The following is a 17,788-nucleotide window of genomic DNA, read 5'->3' as shown; positions in this document are numbered from 1 at the left end:
GCCGGCAGTGGCCGTCGGACCGCCGGTGGTCCGAACGCAACAACGGCCCTGCCTCCAACGAAGCCCTGGCAGGCAATCGAGTATTCGTTCGACTGGTTCACTCGAGGACGGCGACCTCGGCCGCTTCCTCGGATGGTACTCCCGCCGCCACCGGCGTTCTTGGGGGATGCGGTTCTATTCGAAGCGGGTGACGGTCATTGCCGTACTGCCCCGGACGAGACTGAATGTCGCGGTGACCGCTCCGAGGGCCAGGAGCAGGCTGAGGCCCAGGGCCGCGAAGTAATCGGGGGCCGGCCAGGTCATCCGGTAGGTGTCGTTGATAAACGTCACCATCAGCCAGGCCACGAGGAATCCGAGGCCAACAGAGAGCAGCAGCACGGTCAGGAGCGGGACGGCTGCCTCACGGGTGATGATACGGCGCAGGACGGACACCGGCATCCCCATCAGCCGCATCAGACCCAGAACTCTCTTCCGGTCCAGGACGGCGGAAGCGGTGGCGACGGCCAGGGACAGGCCGGCGATTGCGATCGCGACGAACATGCCGAGGTAGGCGAGCACCGCCAGGCCCTGAATCAGGCGGCCGGTGGACGGCAGTTTGAGGTCCGACGGAGCTGTAGCCGGGATCGCCGTGATGCCTGAACTGTTTAATGCCGTCCGGGCGCGGTCCATGGCGGCGGGCGTGCCGTCGGTGCCGAGCACCATCACGACCGGGACCAGTCCGTCCAGGTTGGCGGCCGGCGCTGGGGTCAGCGCCGCTGGCTGCGTGGTCCAGGAGTATAGGAACGAGGTATCGACAGCGACGATTTCTGTTGCCGGGACGTCCTCGAACCCGAGGCCTGCCGCGTCCGCAGCGCGAAGGTAGATTTCGGGGCCGGCATCCGGTCCGGAAAGGGCTCCAGGGCCGTAGCCGACGGTGGCGCCCAGGATTCCGGGCAGTTCCCTGGCTTGGCGGGCGGCCTCCGCGGCTTGGGCCCGGGTGTGTCCGGCGCTCACGGTGGCCTGGAGGCTGGAGGGCTGGAGCAGACCGGGACGGGCGGGGGGTGCCTCAGCGGACTCGATGATGCTGGATCCTCCGGCGAAGACGGTGACGACGAACACGGCGATCACGAGTCCGGATACGGAACGGAAGGTCGCCACCGGGGTCCTTTGAATCCGGCTGGCGGCAATAACTGCCGCCGCGCTCCGCGCCTGGCGCAGCCCGATCCGGCTCACCAGACGGGTCAGCCAGGGGCCGATGACCACGATGCCGACCAGGATCAGCAGAAAACCGACGATCAGGAGCGGTGATTCCAGCCACGGCAGCCGCACCTCCAGGACCCGGATCATGAGTACCGCCGTGATCATGGCGGCCAAACCAACGAGCAAGGGCACGGTCCGCCACGTGGTGGGTGTTTTTTCGTGCACGGCTCGTGTTACCCCCAGGGGGCCAATGCCGGCACGGGCCGTGCGGTGGGCGGCGACGAGCGCCGAGGCGCTGACAACCACGGCCACGTCGACGACGGCGGCTACCCAGCCGGTGGTCAGATCCGCGGTGAACATCCTGGTGCCATTGACCGGTATCTGCGCGACAGCCGGCCTGAGCAGTACGGCCAGCACGATGCCCATCACTGCGCCGATCAGACTGGGAACGGCGGTTTCAACCGCGGCGATCCGGGAGACAACCTGTGGGGATGCGCCAATGAGGCGCAGGGTCGCGAAACGTTCCCGGCGTTGGGCAGCGCCCAGGCTGGTCACGATGCTGATGAGCAGCAGCACGGGGAAGAACACCCCAATGGCCCCGATGGACAGCACCGTGTTATAGGCGGCAGCGCTGCCACCATAGGGGTTGGTCGTGAAGTCCGATACCAGGAACGCCGCGCCGTTCTGACGGAGTTCGGTTTCCGTCGCTCCTGTGACAACGATCAGCGAATCAGGTCCGGGCAACGCGGCGTCGTCTATCGTGCCGGCAAACGTGCCGAAACGGTCGCCGAGCTCATCCCGCGGCGTTGACTCGATCAGATGCTGAAGTGCCGGGGACGCATAGTAGCTGCCCGGTGCCGGCGGGGCGCCGATCCCGGGGATTTTGACGGTAGTCGAACTCAGGGCGGCGAAATCGCGACGGTTAATCAGTTGGTCGCGGAAGACCTCCGCCGGGTTGGCCTCCATGAGCGCCGTCTCCGCGGTAAGCGGCACCGGCGTCGGCCGCCCTGGGCCTTGACTGTTGTCCTCTACCGCCGGGCTGGACACCGATGGGCTGCCTGTTTCGCGCAGCCAGGCACCGCGGTCATCACGTGCGCTCAGGCCGTTGGCGCCTCCCCACAGCAACAACAACAGGCACACTCCGACAGCAACCCCACCGGCAATGCCGCCGAGCCTGCCGTAGGCGGTCCGGCTGCCGACAACTGCCAGTTTGAGCAAGGCGGGATTCATGCGGACACCCGGTACCCGGCGCCGATGGCGCCGTCGCGCACGATGACTTCCCGGTCCGCGTACGCAGCCGTGCGGGCATCGTGGGTGATCATCACCACGGTGGTGCCTGCTTCGCGGACAAGCTCCAGCATGAGGGTCAGTACGTTCTCTGATGCGAGGGAATCCAGCGAACCCGTGGGCTCATCGGCGAACAACACCGCAGGGGATGTCACGAGTGCCCGGGCGACGGCGACGCGCTGGGCCTGCCCTCCGGACAATTCACCGGGGAGCTTGGCGCCCAGTCCGTCCAAACCGAGGCGGTCCAGCAGCTCCGTGGACCGGCGCAGCGCGTCCGAGCGCCTGGTCCCGGAAAGGAGCAGCGGGATGCTGACGTTATCCACCGCCGTGAGTTCCGGCAGCAGCTGGCCGAACTGAAAGACGAACCCGAAGTCGGTCAGCCGCAGCCGGGCCCGTTTGGGTTCCCCGAGGGCGCTGATTTCCATCGGGGCCCGGCCGGCGGGACCGTAGGTCACCGAACCGCCGTCGGGCACAAGAACCCCGGCCAGACAGTGCAGCAGGGTGGACTTGCCCGATCCGGACGGGCCCATGACAGCAAGCACCTCCCCTGCGTGGACGTCAAGGTCGACACCCCGCAATGCTTCGGTCTGCCCGAAGGAGTGGTGCAGGCCTCGGGCACTGAGGATAGGTGCGTCGGTGTCCTGGGTGCTCATGCGCTCTGGAGCTCCTTCTTGAGTTGGGTCAGGCGGGCGCTGGTGAGGTCGATCCAGCGCAGGTCGGCTTCGATGTGGAACAGGCCGTGGTCGCACATCAAGACCCGCAGCAGATCGGCGTCGCGCTTGAGCCGGGTCAGCTCACGCATGCGGGCCATGTGTTCGCCGCGCTGCACATCCAGCAATCGGTCGGCGTCATCATCGAGCAGCAGCGCGATCACGGTCTTGGCAAAGAGCTCGCTTTGCAGGGATTCCGAGGGGACGTCGGGAGTAAACAGCCACTCCTGCACCCTTACCCGGCCGGCCCCGGTGATCTCGTACTTCTTGCGGTCCGGGCCGCCGCCGGTCTCCTCACCCAGGGCCCGGATCAATTCGTCCCGGACCATCCGGGCCAGCGTGGAATACACCTGCCCGAAAGCCAGCGCCTTCCCGGTCCCGAAATAGCGGTCATAGGAATGCTTGAGGTCGTAGCCATAGCTCGGCTCGCGGCCCAGCAGTCCCAACAGGGTAAGGGAGTTATTCACCCGTCAATCTATACACTGAGTTTATAGTGGAATGCCAGCTATGCATCCAGGCGATCCGGCCGTGTCGCGGCCCGAACGCAAAAAGCCGACTGCCGCGACATCCAGGGCTCAGGAGCGTTCGTCGAAACTCCCGGCATTCCGCTGCCCTGTGACACAATGCCCGAGCTTCAGAAAAGTCTGCGCTGACCGCCGCTCGAGACTTCCGTTCGCATAACGATAGAGTCCCAGCAATCGACGGGCCGGTCGCCCCCCGCCATGATGGAGCCATGCACCCTCTGGAACCAACAGCCGCAATTGCAGGCTTCAGCCGGGTGTTGCTCGGCGTCGTAACGGTCGCGGTGCTGCTCAGCGGATGCGCCGTCGTCCCGGGCGGCAACTCTCGCGCGGTGGATGCTGCCGAGGCCGTCGATGGCTACGACTGCCTCGCCCCGAACCTGGGTGGCTGGGTGCTCCCTCCCGCCCCAACGAGTCCGCCCGACCCGCAACATCCTGATGCACCGAAACCCGGGCGGGTCCCGGTCGGGTTCACACCGACCACGGCTGTGCGCTGTGACCTGATGGCCAGCATCGACGACGCCGAGGGACGGTGGAGCGGCGTTACCGCAGTGACCCTTGCGGGTGACCTCACTGCCCTGCTCGCGGCCCTGTCCGAGCCCGACGATGGGCACTGGCTCGGTCCGTGTACTGCAGACGCCGAGCTCGTGCCCCCACTTTGGCTCGTGGACGCAAACGGACAGGCGATCAACGCGCACTACCCTCGGAACGGATGCGGCAAGACGAAGCCCGGCGTGCGCGACGCCCTCGCCGGGCTGAACGTGCGAGAGGTCAGGACGCTCAAGCGAACACTAGTTGAACCGCGCGCTGCGCTCGACAGCGGATGCGCAGTGGGGTGGAAAGCTCCGTTCGGTGAGGGCCCGGGCCTGTCGATCCCGTCGACCGGATCGATCCCCGGCTCGGACGGTACCTCACAGATTCCGAGCAAACCGCTGACCGTCACGGTGCCGGCCGAACTCGATGGCATGCGTTGGTGCCGCTATGCTGTCGAACCTGCTCCGGCGGGCGCGCCCGGGCCGAGCGGGGCGCCGGCGTTCCCCGGGTCCATCACCCTTCGCACGGGTCGATTCGTCGCCGGCGGCACGCTCGACACGGCGACCGCTCAGTTGGTGGCCGAGGTTGCCGCAGCTGAGCCGGTGCCGCGCTCCTGCGATGCCTCGACTGCTACGTTCCTGGTGCTCTGGCCACGCAGGGGTGGGCAGGACCTCGGGATGACACTCACGACCGAACTCGACGGCTGCGGGCTGCTCTACCGCGACGGAAACGGCACGCGCCCGCTCCCGGCCGACGTCCGCGAGCTTCTCACGGCGCTGACCGCTCCCTGAGGGGTCCCCGCTCTTGAATACGCTGCGCCCTCGCGTCTTCCGCGACCTAAGGAGGCCTGCACTGACCAGCGATGCACGAACAGGCAGCAGATGCGCAGGACACATCGCGGAAAGACTGATCGCACATCCCCAACTAGGAAGGACCGGCTGCGCCATCCATAGGCCGAACAGGCCCAGAACGACGACGTAGGCCGCGACTACAGGTGAGCGCGTGGCGCCGTGCGTGTGGGTGGTCACGCCGCCAGACTATCGATCAGGCACTTCCGCTGCACGACCGCCCTTCGGCCTTTCACACGAGGGCATCGATGCGGGCGGGCGAAAAGGTGCGTGACCTGGTCCGCTATGTCACTTGCCGCCACGGAAAGCAATGCAATAGACTTGCCGGCATGGAAAGCAACAGGAGCCCCGGCGAGTCGGGAAATTCACACGTCGTGCCGGATATTCTTGATCAGCTTGAGGCCGACCGGACCCGGCTCGTTCACCACTTCCGGGCACCCAAGTGGCTAGCGCCGGGATACGGACTTATCGCTGCTGCCTACGTGTCGATCCCCGCGTTCCCGGACGCGCCGACCCGTAACTTCGTCCTCATCGCGGCAGTTATTGCTGGGTTTCTCCTGGTGGGCAACGCTTACCGCGCTACGGGCATTAAGATCTCGCGATTCGGTGTGCGAGAGTGGGTGGCGTTCGCGGCGGCGGTATTGGGTTCCCTCGTCCTGCACAGCGTCGCGCTCGGGCTGGCCGCTTCAGGCCTTCCCTGGTGGATTGCGGCACCAGCATGCGCCGCCTTTGTGTTGGTCCTGTGGCTCGCGAGCGTAATGTTCGCGTCGATGCGAGAGCGCCTTCGCAATGTCCGCTGATGGCGTTTTCAATGAGATCATTCACGCGCCGTTGCGATTGCGGATATGCGGTCTCCTCCGCTCGGTCGATGAGCTGGACTTCGCCGTCCTGCGTGACACGCTCGGCGTCAGCGACGCGACGCTATCGAAACATTTGAAGGCGCTCATTGCCGCGGGCCTCGCTACTTCGACGAAGATGGCCTCAGCGTCGCGGGCTGATTCCCGGCGTATCACCTGGTTGCGTCTCACCGCAGCCGGCAGGAGCGCGTTCGACAACCATATTCGGGCGTTGAAGAAGATTTCTGCCGGCTTCGACGCCCTCGACACTACGGAGTCTCGCTCCTGACGTCGTGTCCGCAACGCGGTGGCCCGGAGCGCCGTGGATGAAGGGGTAATTCCAACGGGCTCTGCGCTCCTGACGGTTTCGCCGCCCGGCGAAGCGGGGAGATCTCCAAGGGCCGGGGCGAGGGCGCTGCGAAGATATAGTCGTCTTGTGGCCACGCCTACAGAAGATTCGCGACCCGAGATCCTTGTCGACGTCGATTACGGGTACACCTGGCCGATGTCCACCATATTCTGGGCGCTAGAAGATGTGCCCGATTGGAAGAGCGAACTTCCAGAACCTCTGTACCAGGATCTTGTGGCCTGGGCGGCATTCTTCAACGAACATGCGAATGAAGAGACAGGGATGTTTGGGAGTGAGGAACGCCGCAAACACTTTGACCTGGAAGGGGTTCGCCTCCGTGATGAACTCGAAAAAGTTCTCGGAGATAGATTTCGCTTCCGGCTCCGGCTGTGGTTCTAAGTGAGTGTCAAACGAGGCAATATTTTCGCGCACTCCGCTTGAGAAACAACCGGGAGGTTTCCCCGGTTAGCCGGTGACGTCGCCGTCCCTGCGGAAGGCGTTGCTGCGGGCGTGCTCGTGGACGCGGCCCAGGGTTTCGATTTGCTGGTGCCCGTCCGCGATCAGTTGGGTGAAGGTGGACTGCTCCAGCCCCAATTCGGCCGCGTGCTCCTCCAGCGTCTGCCAGCCGCCGATCTTGCCCAGGACGGCGCCGCGCATCAGCTCCGCCTCCAGGACCAGGGTCATCGGCGAGCGGCTCAGGAGCCGGCCGTTGAGCTTCAGCCGGCCGGCGTGTTCGGCGAGCCAGGCGGCGGCCTGGCGATGCGGGCGCCGGCGGATGCCCAGTTCGTTGAGCAACCCGCGCAGCCGCTCCCGCTCCCGGCGGAGCGCGGCGGCCAGATCGGCGAGGTCGGCGTGTACCGGCGTGTCGCTGAAATCCTTGGCCATCCGCTCCATCCTGCCGAGCCCGGCAGTGGCGCCGCTGAGGTGGTCCGACAGATACAGGCCGAGCAGTTTCTCGTCAATGGTGTCCGGAATGTGCGGTGCCATGGAACCTCCAGCTGGGCTCGTGCGGTGGACAGCGTGGGTCAGTGGTGGTGCTCTGGCTGCAACCCTACCGGAGCCGCGGCCGCAGCGTCCCCGGGCTAAAGGTCCAGACGGTAGACGAGCAGCTTGATGTCCGTATCCGGCACCAGCCAGTCGCGCTCGGGCACGCGCCGGAAGCCGGTCTTCCGGTAGAGGCCGTGGGCGCTCTCCCACGTCAGGCCCGTGGTGAGTGCCACGCCGGCGATGCCGGGCAGGGTCCTGGCGTACCCGACGATGGCTTCCACCAGGGCCCGTCCGGCGCCGCTGCGCTGCACGGCCGGGTCGACCACGAGCATCCGGAATTCCAGTTCGTCCGGCAGCGCGATGTCCGCATACGGCTCGCCCGCCACGGCGAGGGTCACCGAACCGACAACCCGGCCGGCCCGTTCCGCGACCCAGATGGTGGCCTGCTCGTGCCGGCGGGCGACCTGCTGGATCTGTTGCATGTAGGGATGGTCCGCGTCCTCGAAGTAGCCTGCGGCCAGGTACGCGTCCCGGGTGATCCGGGCGACGTCGTCGTAATCTGCCGGCACGGCGGGGCGGATGAGGATCTGCGAGGGCACCTGTCAATGGTACGGGTCCTACCGCCGTGCCGGCCGCCGGTTGCCGGATTCCGTGACGGAGCTATCACGAGGCGGACATCTCAGAGCGGGAACTTCCCGGAGAGCTCCAGCGGTCCCGCGCAGGTCCAGGCCGCCGGCCGTTCGGCCGCGGAGGGACCGCCGTCGAGCACGCTGGTGAGGCGGGGCCGCCGGACCCAGCAGCCGGCTTCCTCGGCGATCAGCGCCCCGGCGGCAAAGTCGTGTTCGTTCAGGCCGCGTTCGCCGTACGCGTCGTGGGACCCGTCCGCCACGAGGCACAGGTCCAGCGCCGCGGAACCCAGCCGGCGGACATCGGCGAAACCGTCCATCAGCGCGCCGAGCCCTGCGGCCTGTTCGGCCCGGACCCCCGGGTCGTAGCTGAAGCCGGTAGCGAGGAGCTGGCCGGTCCGGCCCGTCAGCGGGCCGTTCAGCCGGGTACGCTGCCCGTTCTCTTCCAGCCAGGCCCCTGCGCCGCGTGCAGCGTAGTAGACCCGCCCCAGCGCCGGGGCATGGACGACGCCGGCCAGCCAGGCCCCGTCGGGCCCGGCGACCGCCACCGAGGTGCCGTAGTAGACGATGTTGCGGATGAAGTTGGTGGTGCCGTCCAGCGGATCGATGGACCAGCGGAACCCGCTGGCAGCCTCGGGCAGGACCGTGCCGCCTTCCTCCCCGGTCACCGCATCGCGCGGCCGGGCCGTCGTGATCACGTCCCTGACGGCAGCCTCGGCGGCCAGGTCGAAAGCCGTAACCCAGTCCCCCGCGTCGCCCTTGTTGCTGGCTTCCAGGGGGCCGGTGCCACGGCCGGCCAGCACCGCCGCGCCCGCGGCGGCCGCCTGCCGGGCCAGTGCAAGGAAGGCCGCCGGTTCGGGGAAACCGGCGGCAGCGGCGGTCATTCGACGGTCACCGCACCGGCGTCGCCCAGCCCGGCGGGTCCTTCGGCCAGCAGGGCGCGGAACCCGTCCTCGTCCAGGATGCGCAGACCGAGCTGTTCCGCCTTGTCCAGCTTCGTGCCGGCGTTCTCGCCGGCCACCACGTAGCTGGTGTTCTTGGAGACGGACCCTGCAGCCTTGCCGCCGCGGACCAGGATCGCTTCCTTCGCTTCGTCCCGGCTGAAACCTTCCAGACCGCCGGTGACCACCACGGTCAAGCCTTCGAGCGTCCGCGGAGTGGATTCGTCGCGCTCGTCCGCCATCCGCACGCCGTCCGCGGCCCAGGTATCAACGATCTCCCGGTGCCAGTCCCCGGCGAACCATTCCTTCAGCGCCACGGCAATCACCGGGCCCACGCCGTCGACGTGGGCGAGTTCCTCCTCGGAGGCCGCCCGGATGGCGTCCATGGTCCCGAACGCGGTCGCCAGGGCCCGCGAGGCCCGCGGTCCCACGTGGCGGATGGACAGGGCGACGAGGATTCGCCACAGCGGCTGGGACTTGGCCTTTTCGAGTTCGCTGAAGAGCTTCTCCGTGTTCGCGGTGGGCTTCGACGGGGACTTGGCGGTGCCCTTCGTGTAGAAATACGGGACCAGCTCGAACTCTCCGGTCGCCACGCCCTTGGACCGCTTCTCGCGGCGGATCTTGACGCCCGCCAGGTCTTCACGGGTGAGCCGGAACAGGGTCGCCTCGGAGGTGAGCGGCGCGACGTCGGGCTCGGCGGGCTGGGTCAGCGCAATCGCCGCCTCCCAGCCGAGCGCCTCGATGTCGAAGGCGCCGCGGCCGGCCAGGTGGAAGACGCGTTCACGCAGCTGGGCCGGGCAGGACCGGGCGTTGGGGCAGCGGATGTCGACGTCGCCTTCCTTGGCCGGTGCCAGCGGCGTGCCGCAGGCGGGGCACTCGGTGGGCATCACGAAGTCGCGGACCGGCGGGTCCTGGACGTCGCGGAGGGCCAGCACGGGGCCGACGATCTCCGGGATGACATCCCCTGCCTTGCGCAGCACCACGATGTCGCCGATCTTGACCCCCTTGGCCTTGACGACTTCCTGGTTGTGCAAGGTGGCCATCTCCACCGTGGAGCCCGCCACCTTGACCGGTTCCATCACGCCGTACGGAGTGACCCGGCCGGTGCGGCCCACGTTGACGGCAATATCGAGCAGCTTGGTGTTGACCTCTTCGGGCGGGTACTTGTAGGCCACGGCCCAGCGCGGGACCCGGGTAGTGTAGCCCAGGGCCCGCTGCGTGGCGAAGTCGTCCACCTTGACCACGATGCCGTCGATCTCGTGGCTGAGGCTGTGCCGTTTGTCGCCGTAGCGCCGGATAAAGTCCAGCACTTCCGGCAGCCCGGGCAGCACTTCAAAGTACGGGCTGGTGGGCAGGCCCCACTCGGCGAGCTGCCGGTAGGTGTCCGACTGGCTGGTCGTGGCCAATCCTTCGCGGGCGCCGACGCCGTGCACGTACATCTTGAGCGGGCGCTTGGCCGTCTCCGCCGGGTCCTTCTGCCGCAACGACCCGGCGGCAGCGTTCCGCGGATTGGCCAGCGGCGCCTTGCCGGCGGCGATCAGCGCCTCGTTGAACTCCACGAACGCCTTGGACGGGATGAACACTTCACCGCGGATCTCCATCTCCGCCGGAAAGTTCCCGCCGTTGAGCTGCCGCGGGATTTCCTTGATGGTCAGGACGTTGCGGGTGATGTCCTCCCCCGTGGTGCCGTCGCCGCGGGTGGCCGCGCGGGCCAGGACGCCGTCCCGGTAGAGCAGGTTCACGGCCAGGCCGTCGATTTTGAGCTCGGTGAGCCACGACGGCGGGTTCCCGCCGTTGCCGAGCTTGGCGATGCCGGCCTCGGCCTTCGCGATCCAGGCCTCCACCTCCTCGAGCGAGAACACGTCCTCGAGGCTGTACATCCGGGTGAGGTGTTCGACGGCGGTGAAGGCGGCGGATACCTCGCCACCGACCTCCTGGGTGGGGGAATCGTTGGCCACCAGTTCCGGGTGCATGGCCTCGATCGTTTCCAGCCGCCGGTAGAGCTCGTCGAAGTCGGCGTCGGAGATGATCGGCGCGTCCTCCTGGTAGTAGGCGAAGCGGTGTTTGCGGACCTCTTCGACCAGGACCTCGTACTCTTGGCGGACAGCTTCGGACGGGACGCGCTCCCCGTTGGCGCTGGTGGTGCCGGTGGCTGCTGCAGTCTTCCCTGTGCTCACAGACCTATCCTGCCTCAGATCGGCCGCATTGTCCGGTCACGGCCGCCGGGCCCGCGGCGGCCGCTACTCGTACAGGGCGATGAAGCGGCCCACCACGCCGCCGGCGCGCAACTTGTCGATGGCGCCGGGGATGTCCGCGGGGGTGATCAGGTTCATCGGCGGGTTCAGCCGGCCGGACTTCATCAGGTCGTAGATGCCTTCGAGGTCCGCCCTGGTGCCGGACTTCGACCCCTTGATCGAGAGTTGGTTGATGATCAGCGGATAGGTGTTGATGGTGGCCTCCAACCGGCCCATGCCGACCTGCACCAGGGTGCCGAATTCCGCCAGGGTCTCCACGGCGGCGGCGGTGGTGCTGCCGAAGCCGGCGTAGTCGACGATCAGGTCGAGGTTCTTGTCCTTGAACGCATCGATCGACTCGGCCACCCCGGCCAGCCCGATCTCGTCGGCAAGCTTCCGGGTTTCCGGGTTGATCTCGGCGCCGTAGACCTCCGCGCCGGACAGCACGGCGGAGCGGGCACCGATGTATCCCAGGCCGCCGAGTCCGATCACGCCGACCCGCATCCCTGCGGTGGCGCCGCCGACCGCCATGATGGCGTGGTAGGCGGTGAGGCCGGCGTCGGTGGCCATCGCCCCCAGGTCGAACGGGACCTCGTCGGGGAGCCGGACCAGGTTGTCGGCGGTCGCCAGCAGCCGGGGTCCGAAGCCGCCGTCCCACTTCCCGTAGCCGATCGCGTCACCGTCGCTCATGACCGGGGCGAGCCCCACCCGGTCGCCGACCTTCCACTGGTCCATGCCGTCCCCGACTTCGGAAATGATGCCGGCGTTCTCGTGTCCCATGGTGCGCGGGAGGTGCGGGAAGAGCGGCATCCAGCCGGCGTCGTCGAGCGCGGTCACGTCGGAGTGGCAGACTCCTGCGGCCTTGACACCAACCACCACCTGGCCCGGGCCGGCGTGCGGCTCGGGAACCTCATTGAGCTCCAGCGGCTTGTTCGTTCCGGTAAACTGCCATGCCTTCATGGTGCGTCTCCTTAGCTGTGCCTCCAGGATCCGACGCCGCACCGTGACCCTGGGGGAACCGGCCCGGACGTGGTCTTCGCACTCTACGCCCCAATCCTGACGCTCGCCCTTAAACCGGCCAGGGCCGCTGCAACACCGAATGAACATCGGGTTACAACGGCCCTGGCACGCTCGCTCCGGCCGGCAGGCCTAGCGGAGGGAGGCGCTCTCCTGGTCGGCGGCGTTCCGGGCGGCCTGCTGGCTGGCCTGCTGCAGCGCCTGCGAGACCCGGGTCAGGGCGGCGACGTGCTCGCCGTTCCAGTCATTGCGGAACTTGTCCGCATCCGGGCCCATCCACTGGGTACCTTCCAGGACCTTGGTCAACATGGACCGCTGGTTGTCGATCTCCTGCGAACCGGCCTGCAGCTTCGACCCAAGCGTCTTGAGCTGATTTACATCTGCACCCCACATAGCCATGCGAAAAACTCCTTAGTTCACCGGACCCGACCATTGTCGGCATCCCCAGCGGTCCCCGGCTGATCCGGAAGATCCATTGCCTAGAACCTACCCTGTCCCGCAAAATGCTGTCGATGGGCAGCACTCCCCATCGGCGGTGCGGGACGGCTACATATCAGGTGCGGTTCTCCGGCGGGAGGGCGACCTGCAGCTTCCGGACCTTGCCGCGGCCCACGACGTAGCCGCGACCGGGAATAAAGTCGCCGCTGACCCGGCCCAGCGGGGTGCTGAGCAGGGTGTCGCCCTCGATATCGCCCGGGTTCAGCAGCACACCGCGCCGCCCCGACTTGAATGGCTGCGCCAAGGACCAGGCCGAAGACCAGGTGGAGGTCTCGGATTCGCCCACCACCCACTGGTCGGCCTTGATGGCGGCCGTGACCAGCCGGCCGATGCCGGACTCGGCCAGGGTGTCGGTGAACTCGGTCAGGCCCTCGATGAAGATGGCGAGTTTGCCCGGCGTGCCGGCGGCGTAGTCCGTGAGTTCGTCGATCGCTTCCTCGACGTCGTCCGCGCCCACCACGGACCGGTCCCAGAGCTTCAGGGACGCGGCGGCGGAACGCCGTGAGCCCAGGTAGATCAGCTCCACGCCGGGGTTGGACCGGCGCAGCGCGTGGGCCAGGGTCACCAGCGCCACGGTGCGGCCGGAACCGGGCGGCCCGGCCAGCAGCAGCGGACCCTTGGCCAGGATCTCGGCCGGCTGCAGTGTTTCGTCGTCGACGCCGATCACCGGCAGGTCCGGGCTGCCGGCCGGCAGTAGCTCCAGGTCCACCGTGTCCGGCAGCCGCTCGATCCGCGGTGCCTGCTCGACGCCCTGCCGCAGCATCGCCTCACGGAGCCGGTGCACCTCACGGGACTGGACCGCCAGGTTGGAGTTTCCGCCCAGCACCGCCAGCTGTACCTCCAGCGGGCCCAGCAGGCCGCGACCGGGCGGTGAACCTGCCGCCAGGACGTCCTTGGGCACATCCATGGACAGATAGTCGTCCTCCGAGGACATCCGCAGCACCAGCCGGCGCTGGATCGAGGCCAGCAGTGACGCCGGCACCGCGTTGGGCCGGTCACCGGTGACGACAAGGTGGATGCCCAGCGGCCGGCCGTCGGTGGCGAGCTGCAGGAAGATGTCCCAGAGCGCGGCGAGCTTGCTGTATTCGTAGGTTTCCCGGAACGCGGACATACCGTCGACCAGGACGAAGATGCGCTTCTCGTCCGGCCTGCCGGCCAGCTGCCGGTATTCCACGATGGTGGCCGCCCGGACCTCGGCGTAGCGGGCGGAGCGGTCGTCGGCCAGGTCGCGCAGCCAGCGCAGCAGCCGGCCGACACGTTCCACGTCGTCGCCGTTGATGACCTCGCCGACGTGCGGAAGCGCCTCAAGCATCGTCAGGCCGGACGAGCCGCAGTCGATGCCGTAGACGTTGACCGGGCCGCCGCGCGGGGTGACGGCGGCGGCAATCGCGATCCCGCGCAGGGCCGCGGACTTGCCCGAGCCGCCGGTGCCGTAAATGGCCATGTTGCCGTCCCGGTCGGGCTGGTAGAACACCGTGGGCTGGTCCTGGTGGGCAGGGTCGTCCGCCACGCCCAGCAGCAGCCGCTCGTCGGTGCGCGGGTTGGGCAGCTTCGAGAAGTCATAGGTGGTGGCGAGCTCGTCCAGCCACGGCTGGCGCGGCGGTGCGATCGCCAGCACCTCGGCGGCCTTGATGATGTTCGCCGTCATCCGGGCGATATCCGTGGGTCCTGACGCTTCCTCCGGCGCCGGGGTCTCGTCGGCGGGGGCGGCCCAGGCGGGCCCGGAGCCGAAGGCCATTTCGACGACGTCGATCCGCGGACGCTGCGGTTTTGCCGTGGTCCAGCCGCCGGCGTAGCCGGTTTGGAAGCCCTGGATCCGGCCCGGCCCGGTCTTGGCCGCGCCCCGGCCGGGGATGGCCGGGTCGAAGTAGGCCGCGGTGGGGACACCGAGGATGTCGACGGCGTCGTCCTCGTCGGCCATCCGCAGCGCCACCCGCAGGTTGGTGTTGGCGCGCAGGCTGTCCTTGATGACGCCTGCCGGCCGCTGGGTGGCAAGGATCAGGTGCAGGCCCAGCGAACGGCCGCGGGCGGCGACGTCCACCACGCCGTCCACGAATTCGGGCACCTCGGTGGCCAGGGCGGCGAATTCGTCCACGACGATGATCAGGTACGGCGGCGCTTCCGGGTCGGCCTGGCGCTGGAGGTCCAGCAGGTCCTTGGCCTTCTTGCGGTTGAGCAGCTTCTCGCGGTGATGCAGCTCGGCCCGGAGTGAGGTCAGGGCCCGGCGGACCAGGTGCGGCGAGAGGTCCGTGACCAGGCCCACCGTGTGCGGCAGGTGCAGGCAGTCCGCGAAGGCGGCACCGCCCTTGTAGTCGACGAACAGGAAATTGACCCGGTCCGGGCTGTACGCGGCGGCCATGCCCATCACCCAGGACTGCAGGAACTCGGACTTGCCGGCGCCGGTGGTGCCGCCCACCAGAGCGTGCGGGCCCTCGTTCTTCAGGTCGAGGTAGAGCGGCTCGAGGCCCTTGGAACCCACCAGGGCGCGGAGGGTGCCCTTGTCCTTCCGGTTGGGCGTGGCCGTGGCATGCACGGAGTTGTTTTCGCTCCAGCGGTCGGCGACGGACTGCGGGTTGTCCAGGAAGTCCTTGCCGATCAGGGTCGCGTAGGACACCGCGCGGGGCAGGTCCGAGTCGTCCTGGAGCGGTTTTCCGACGTCGACCACCGGCGCGAGCATCCGCGCGAGCTGCGCGGCGAGCCCGGCGTCGAGGCTTTCGCAGCTGACCGGAAAGGTGTGCCGGCCCAGCCGGACCTGTCCGGTGGTGGTGCCGTGTTCGCCGTCGACCGCCATGAAGTCGCGGCAGGCTGCCGGGAGCTGCTGGACGGACGCGGCCACCCACATCACGTGCACGCCGGAGTCCGGGCCGCGTTCCAGGACCCGGGTGAGCCGGCCGCGGTCCACCGGGGCGTCGTCCTCCACGACCAGGAGCACGGCGGGCAGCTCCGGGGCCGGGAGGTCGCCGGCCTCGGCCGCGATGCCGGGGCGGGGTTCGGGTCGCGGCGACCGGGCCGCCGCCTCACGCTGGTCGATCAGGTCTTCGAGCCTGGCCAGCAGGGCGGTGCCGCCGGCGGGACCGGCCGCGAGGTGGTCCCCGCCCAGCGGGCTGTGCCCGGATCCGGTGTGGGGCAGCCACTGCAGCCAGTCCCAGCGGTCCTTGGACTGGGCCGAGGTAATGGCCGTCAGCACCATTTCGGCCGGCGAATGCAGCCCTACGAGCTGCAGGACCAGGCCGCGGGCCACGTCATCGACCAGGCCGCGCTGGCCGGCCAGCCCGAAGGACCCGGCGGTGCGCAGCTGCGAGACCACCGGGACACCCTCGATGCTGCCGAATTCCGTCATGAACTCCTGAATTTCGGCCATGAACTCGGGGTCGGTGTCGTTGTTGCCGGGTTCTTCGAACCGGATCCGGGACGGCGCCGTGCCCAGCCCGAACCGCAGCCCCAGGAAGCCGGTGTGCTCCGGCCGGTGGGTCCAGAGCAGGGGCCCGAGCTTGTAGATCGCGTCGACCGTGTCGCTGACCGACGGTGCCTCCTGGAGCCGGACGGCCCGTTCCACCTGCTGCAGCGCGGTGATGTCCTGATGGAAGGCCGCCATCGCGGCGCGGAAGGCCTTGAGCTGTTCCCGGCGTTCCCGGCGGGACTGCATCTTCTGGTCGACGTAATGGCCCACGACGAACAACGGCATCATCATCATGAAAATGACTGACATCATGTTCTGCGTGACGGCGAACAGGACGGCGCCCATCATCAGCGGGGCCACCAGCATGATGTAAGGGAAGGGCTGGCGGTTCTGCCGTTTGGGGCCGGCCGGGAGGGTCCGGACGCGGGGTTCGAACCGGGGCACCACGCGCGGCGAGCGGTTGAACTCGATCAGCGGGCTGCTCGGTGCCGCGCCCTGGCTGCCGCCCAGGGACATCACGGACACGGTGGTGTCCCCCAGCGTGACGGTGTCCGAGGAGTTCAGCGTGGCCCGGCTGACGGGCAGGCCGTCCATCAGCAGCCCGTTGGCGGAGTTCGTGTCCACGATCTCCACGGTTTCCCCGACCGTGACCCGGGCATGCCGCTTGGAGGTGAGCGGGTCCGTCAAGCGGACGTCCACATCCCGGTCCCGGCCGATGTAGCTGGTTCCGGACGGCAGCGGAAATTCGCGGCCGACGTCGGGGCCGGAGAGCACGCGCAGCGTCGCCGCGGCGGGCCCGCGGTGCGCGCCGGGCACGGCAAACTGTTCGCTGATCCGGGTCAGTGACACGATCGAGCCGGGCCGCAGCCCGGATTCGAGCAGGTTGTCCTCCCGGGTCAGGATGCTGCCGGCCAGGCCGCCGGCGGCGAAGGCCTCCTCGACCTGCAGCGAGAGGTTCGCCGGCGGTTCGGTGCCGCGCCGGGCAGGGTCCGCCGCCCAGAGCTCCGTGGCGATGTCCGCCACGGTGGCGAGGCCGTCCACGGTGACGGCCAGGTCCTTGGCCTCGGCCGGGTCGCGGCGCAGGGTCAGCCGGATCTTCATCCTTCCTCCCCGCCGCGCTGGGTCTCCAGCAGCACCAGGTCCGCCGGCGTGACGAGGTGGGAGGTCACCGCGTGTTCCACCAGACGTGCCCGGCGGTTCGTGGCGAGCTTCCCGCCTCCGCCGCGCAGCCCGGCCACTCCGACCCGGTCGAGTTTGTCGCACACATTGTCCAGCTTCCGGTTGAACCGGGTCAGCGCCCAGCCGAGGGTCCTGGCCGCTTCGGCGGAGGAAGGGATGGCGCTAAAGCCGGTCCCTTCGCGGCGCAGCATCGGCTCGGCGAGCGCCACGATCAGCGCCTTCTGCGAGTCGGTGAACACCACCGGGCCGATGGTGGTGTCTCCGCCGCTGTCCGCGCCGCGGGACTCCTGCCGGAACGCAGGGGTGTGGAGGTGGACGGCGAACTCGTAGCTGGTGGGTCCGGCGGTAAAGATGACGTTGGTCTGGCGGAACACCAGCGGAATCCGGGCCCCCGGGGCCAGCCAGGCCTGCATGCCACCGGAGGCGTCGGCGATGGTGGCGCACAGCATGCTGCCGACGTTGCTCAGCCACCAGATCCCGTCATAGCGGGCCACCTGCAGGAACTGGCGGTGCAGGTACGGGTTGTCGTCAACTTCGAGGTCGCCTTCGCGGCCGATGCTGAAGATGTCCTCGTCGGATGGTTCATACCATTCGCCGCAGAACTCTATTGCCAGATCCCCCATGGTGTCTGTCTCCTCGTTG

The 17,788-nt window shown here is 68.3% G+C and carries 15 protein-coding genes; 4 read left to right on the top strand and 11 right to left on the bottom strand.

Translation table 11 applies throughout. The annotated features are described in order from the left end of the window. Positions 1 to 174 precede the first annotated feature (174 nt). Genes AC3ANP_RS10965 through AC3ANP_RS10955 form a run of 3 tightly spaced genes read right to left on the bottom strand, consistent with a single transcriptional unit; the run spans position 175 to position 3,643 of the window. Positions 175 to 2,397 (bottom strand): FtsX-like permease family protein, encoded by a 2,223-nt coding sequence (locus AC3ANP_RS10965; RefSeq protein ID WP_488330214.1) that lies wholly within the window; start codon positions 2,395 to 2,397, stop codon positions 175 to 177. 8 nt (positions 2,398 to 2,405) lie between these two features. Then, positions 2,406 to 3,119: an ABC transporter ATP-binding protein gene (locus AC3ANP_RS10960; protein WP_488330213.1), complete on the bottom strand. Its 714-nt coding sequence runs from the start codon at positions 3,117 to 3,119 to the stop codon at positions 2,406 to 2,408. Beyond that, complete coding sequence (locus tag AC3ANP_RS10955; RefSeq protein WP_488330212.1) at positions 3,116 to 3,643, bottom strand: PadR family transcriptional regulator; 528 nt, start codon at positions 3,641 to 3,643, stop codon at positions 3,116 to 3,118. The genes AC3ANP_RS10960 and AC3ANP_RS10955 overlap by 4 nt, the downstream gene beginning before the upstream one ends. 266 nt (positions 3,644 to 3,909) lie before the next feature. Between AC3ANP_RS10955 and AC3ANP_RS10950 the strand changes: the two genes are divergently transcribed. The 4 genes from AC3ANP_RS10950 to AC3ANP_RS10935 all read left to right on the top strand — a co-directional run bounded on the left by AC3ANP_RS10950 (position 3,910) and on the right by AC3ANP_RS10935 (position 6,663). Continuing rightward, complete coding sequence (locus AC3ANP_RS10950; RefSeq protein ID WP_488330211.1) at positions 3,910 to 5,022, top strand: hypothetical protein; 1,113 nt, start codon at positions 3,910 to 3,912, stop codon at positions 5,020 to 5,022. A 386-nt stretch (positions 5,023 to 5,408) separates the two neighbouring features. Beyond that, positions 5,409 to 5,879 carry a hypothetical protein gene (locus AC3ANP_RS10945; protein ID WP_488330210.1) on the top strand — a complete coding sequence of 157 codons (471 nt, stop codon included), beginning with the start codon at positions 5,409 to 5,411 and terminating at the stop codon, positions 5,877 to 5,879. Continuing rightward, positions 5,869 to 6,204 (top strand): transcriptional regulator, encoded by a 336-nt coding sequence (locus tag AC3ANP_RS10940; protein ID WP_488330209.1) that lies wholly within the window; start codon positions 5,869 to 5,871, stop codon positions 6,202 to 6,204. Before AC3ANP_RS10945 ends, AC3ANP_RS10940 begins: the two co-directional genes overlap by 11 nt. 147 nt (positions 6,205 to 6,351) lie before the next feature. Continuing rightward, entirely contained in the window at positions 6,352 to 6,663 is a 312-nt protein-coding gene (locus AC3ANP_RS10935; RefSeq protein ID WP_488330208.1) for a hypothetical protein, read from the top strand. Between the two features lie 66 nt (positions 6,664 to 6,729). Here AC3ANP_RS10935 and AC3ANP_RS10930 read toward each other — a convergent pair whose 3' ends face one another. From AC3ANP_RS10930 to AC3ANP_RS10895, 8 genes are all read right to left on the bottom strand, one after another. Beyond that, complete coding sequence (locus AC3ANP_RS10930) at positions 6,730 to 7,251, bottom strand: hypothetical protein (protein ID WP_488330207.1); 522 nt, start codon at positions 7,249 to 7,251, stop codon at positions 6,730 to 6,732. A 95-nt stretch (positions 7,252 to 7,346) separates the two neighbouring features. Next, the gene (locus tag AC3ANP_RS10925; protein WP_488330206.1) at positions 7,347 to 7,850 is read right to left on the bottom strand and encodes a GNAT family N-acetyltransferase; all 504 of its coding nucleotides are present in this window, start codon (positions 7,848 to 7,850) and stop codon (positions 7,347 to 7,349) included. Positions 7,851 to 7,930: 80 nt separating this feature from the next. Then, positions 7,931 to 8,761 carry an inositol monophosphatase family protein gene (locus AC3ANP_RS10920; protein WP_488330205.1) on the bottom strand — a complete coding sequence of 277 codons (831 nt, stop codon included), beginning with the start codon at positions 8,759 to 8,761 and terminating at the stop codon, positions 7,931 to 7,933. Continuing rightward, positions 8,758 to 10,995, bottom strand: a complete 2,238-nt coding sequence (gene ligA / locus AC3ANP_RS10915; RefSeq protein WP_488330204.1) for an NAD-dependent DNA ligase LigA — start codon at positions 10,993 to 10,995, stop codon at positions 8,758 to 8,760. The genes AC3ANP_RS10920 and ligA overlap by 4 nt, the downstream gene beginning before the upstream one ends. A 63-nt stretch (positions 10,996 to 11,058) precedes the next feature. Beyond that, the gene (locus tag AC3ANP_RS10910; RefSeq protein WP_488330203.1) at positions 11,059 to 12,012 is read right to left on the bottom strand and encodes an alcohol dehydrogenase catalytic domain-containing protein; all 954 of its coding nucleotides are present in this window, start codon (positions 12,010 to 12,012) and stop codon (positions 11,059 to 11,061) included. A gap of 189 nt (positions 12,013 to 12,201) precedes the next feature. Then, positions 12,202 to 12,468: a hypothetical protein gene (locus tag AC3ANP_RS10905; protein WP_488330202.1), complete on the bottom strand. Its 267-nt coding sequence runs from the start codon at positions 12,466 to 12,468 to the stop codon at positions 12,202 to 12,204. 154 nt (positions 12,469 to 12,622) lie between these two features. After that, complete coding sequence (locus tag AC3ANP_RS10900; RefSeq protein ID WP_488330201.1) at positions 12,623 to 17,068, bottom strand: type VII secretion EssC family protein; 4,446 nt, start codon at positions 17,066 to 17,068, stop codon at positions 12,623 to 12,625. Further along, a complete protein-coding gene (locus AC3ANP_RS10895) occupies positions 17,065 to 17,769 on the bottom strand; it encodes a hypothetical protein (protein ID WP_488333026.1) in 705 nt (234 codons plus the stop codon). Before AC3ANP_RS10895 ends, AC3ANP_RS10900 begins: the two co-directional genes overlap by 4 nt. Positions 17,770 to 17,788 lie beyond the last annotated feature (19 nt).

This window comes from Arthrobacter sp. JB02-1C, from assembly GCF_057748045.1.
Note: the sequence above shows the minus strand (reverse complement) of the source record. Positions and strands in the feature narration are given on the sequence as shown.

Bases quoted from the DNA above. Each gene is read 5' to 3' on its own strand.
- AC3ANP_RS10960 (WP_488330213.1), bottom strand. From the start codon at position 3,119: ATGAGCACCCAGGACACCGACGCACCTATCCTCAGTGCCCGAGGCCTG.
- AC3ANP_RS10950 (WP_488330211.1), top strand. From the start codon at position 3,910: ATGCACCCTCTGGAACCAACAGCCGCAATTGCAGGCTTCAGCCGGGTG.
- AC3ANP_RS10945 (WP_488330210.1), top strand. From the start codon at position 5,409: ATGGAAAGCAACAGGAGCCCCGGCGAGTCGGGAAATTCACACGTCGTG.
- AC3ANP_RS10940 (WP_488330209.1), top strand. From the start codon at position 5,869: ATGTCCGCTGATGGCGTTTTCAATGAGATCATTCACGCGCCGTTGCGA.
- AC3ANP_RS10930 (WP_488330207.1), bottom strand. From the start codon at position 7,251: ATGGCACCGCACATTCCGGACACCATTGACGAGAAACTGCTCGGCCTG.
- AC3ANP_RS10920 (WP_488330205.1), bottom strand. From the start codon at position 8,761: ATGACCGCCGCTGCCGCCGGTTTCCCCGAACCGGCGGCCTTCCTTGCA.
- AC3ANP_RS10910 (WP_488330203.1), bottom strand. From the start codon at position 12,012: ATGAAGGCATGGCAGTTTACCGGAACGAACAAGCCGCTGGAGCTCAAT.
- AC3ANP_RS10905 (WP_488330202.1), bottom strand. From the start codon at position 12,468: ATGGCTATGTGGGGTGCAGATGTAAATCAGCTCAAGACGCTTGGGTCG.
- AC3ANP_RS10900 (WP_488330201.1), bottom strand. From the start codon at position 17,068: ATGAAGATCCGGCTGACCCTGCGCCGCGACCCGGCCGAGGCCAAGGAC.
- AC3ANP_RS10895 (WP_488333026.1), bottom strand. From the start codon at position 17,769: ATGGGGGATCTGGCAATAGAGTTCTGCGGCGAATGGTATGAACCATCC.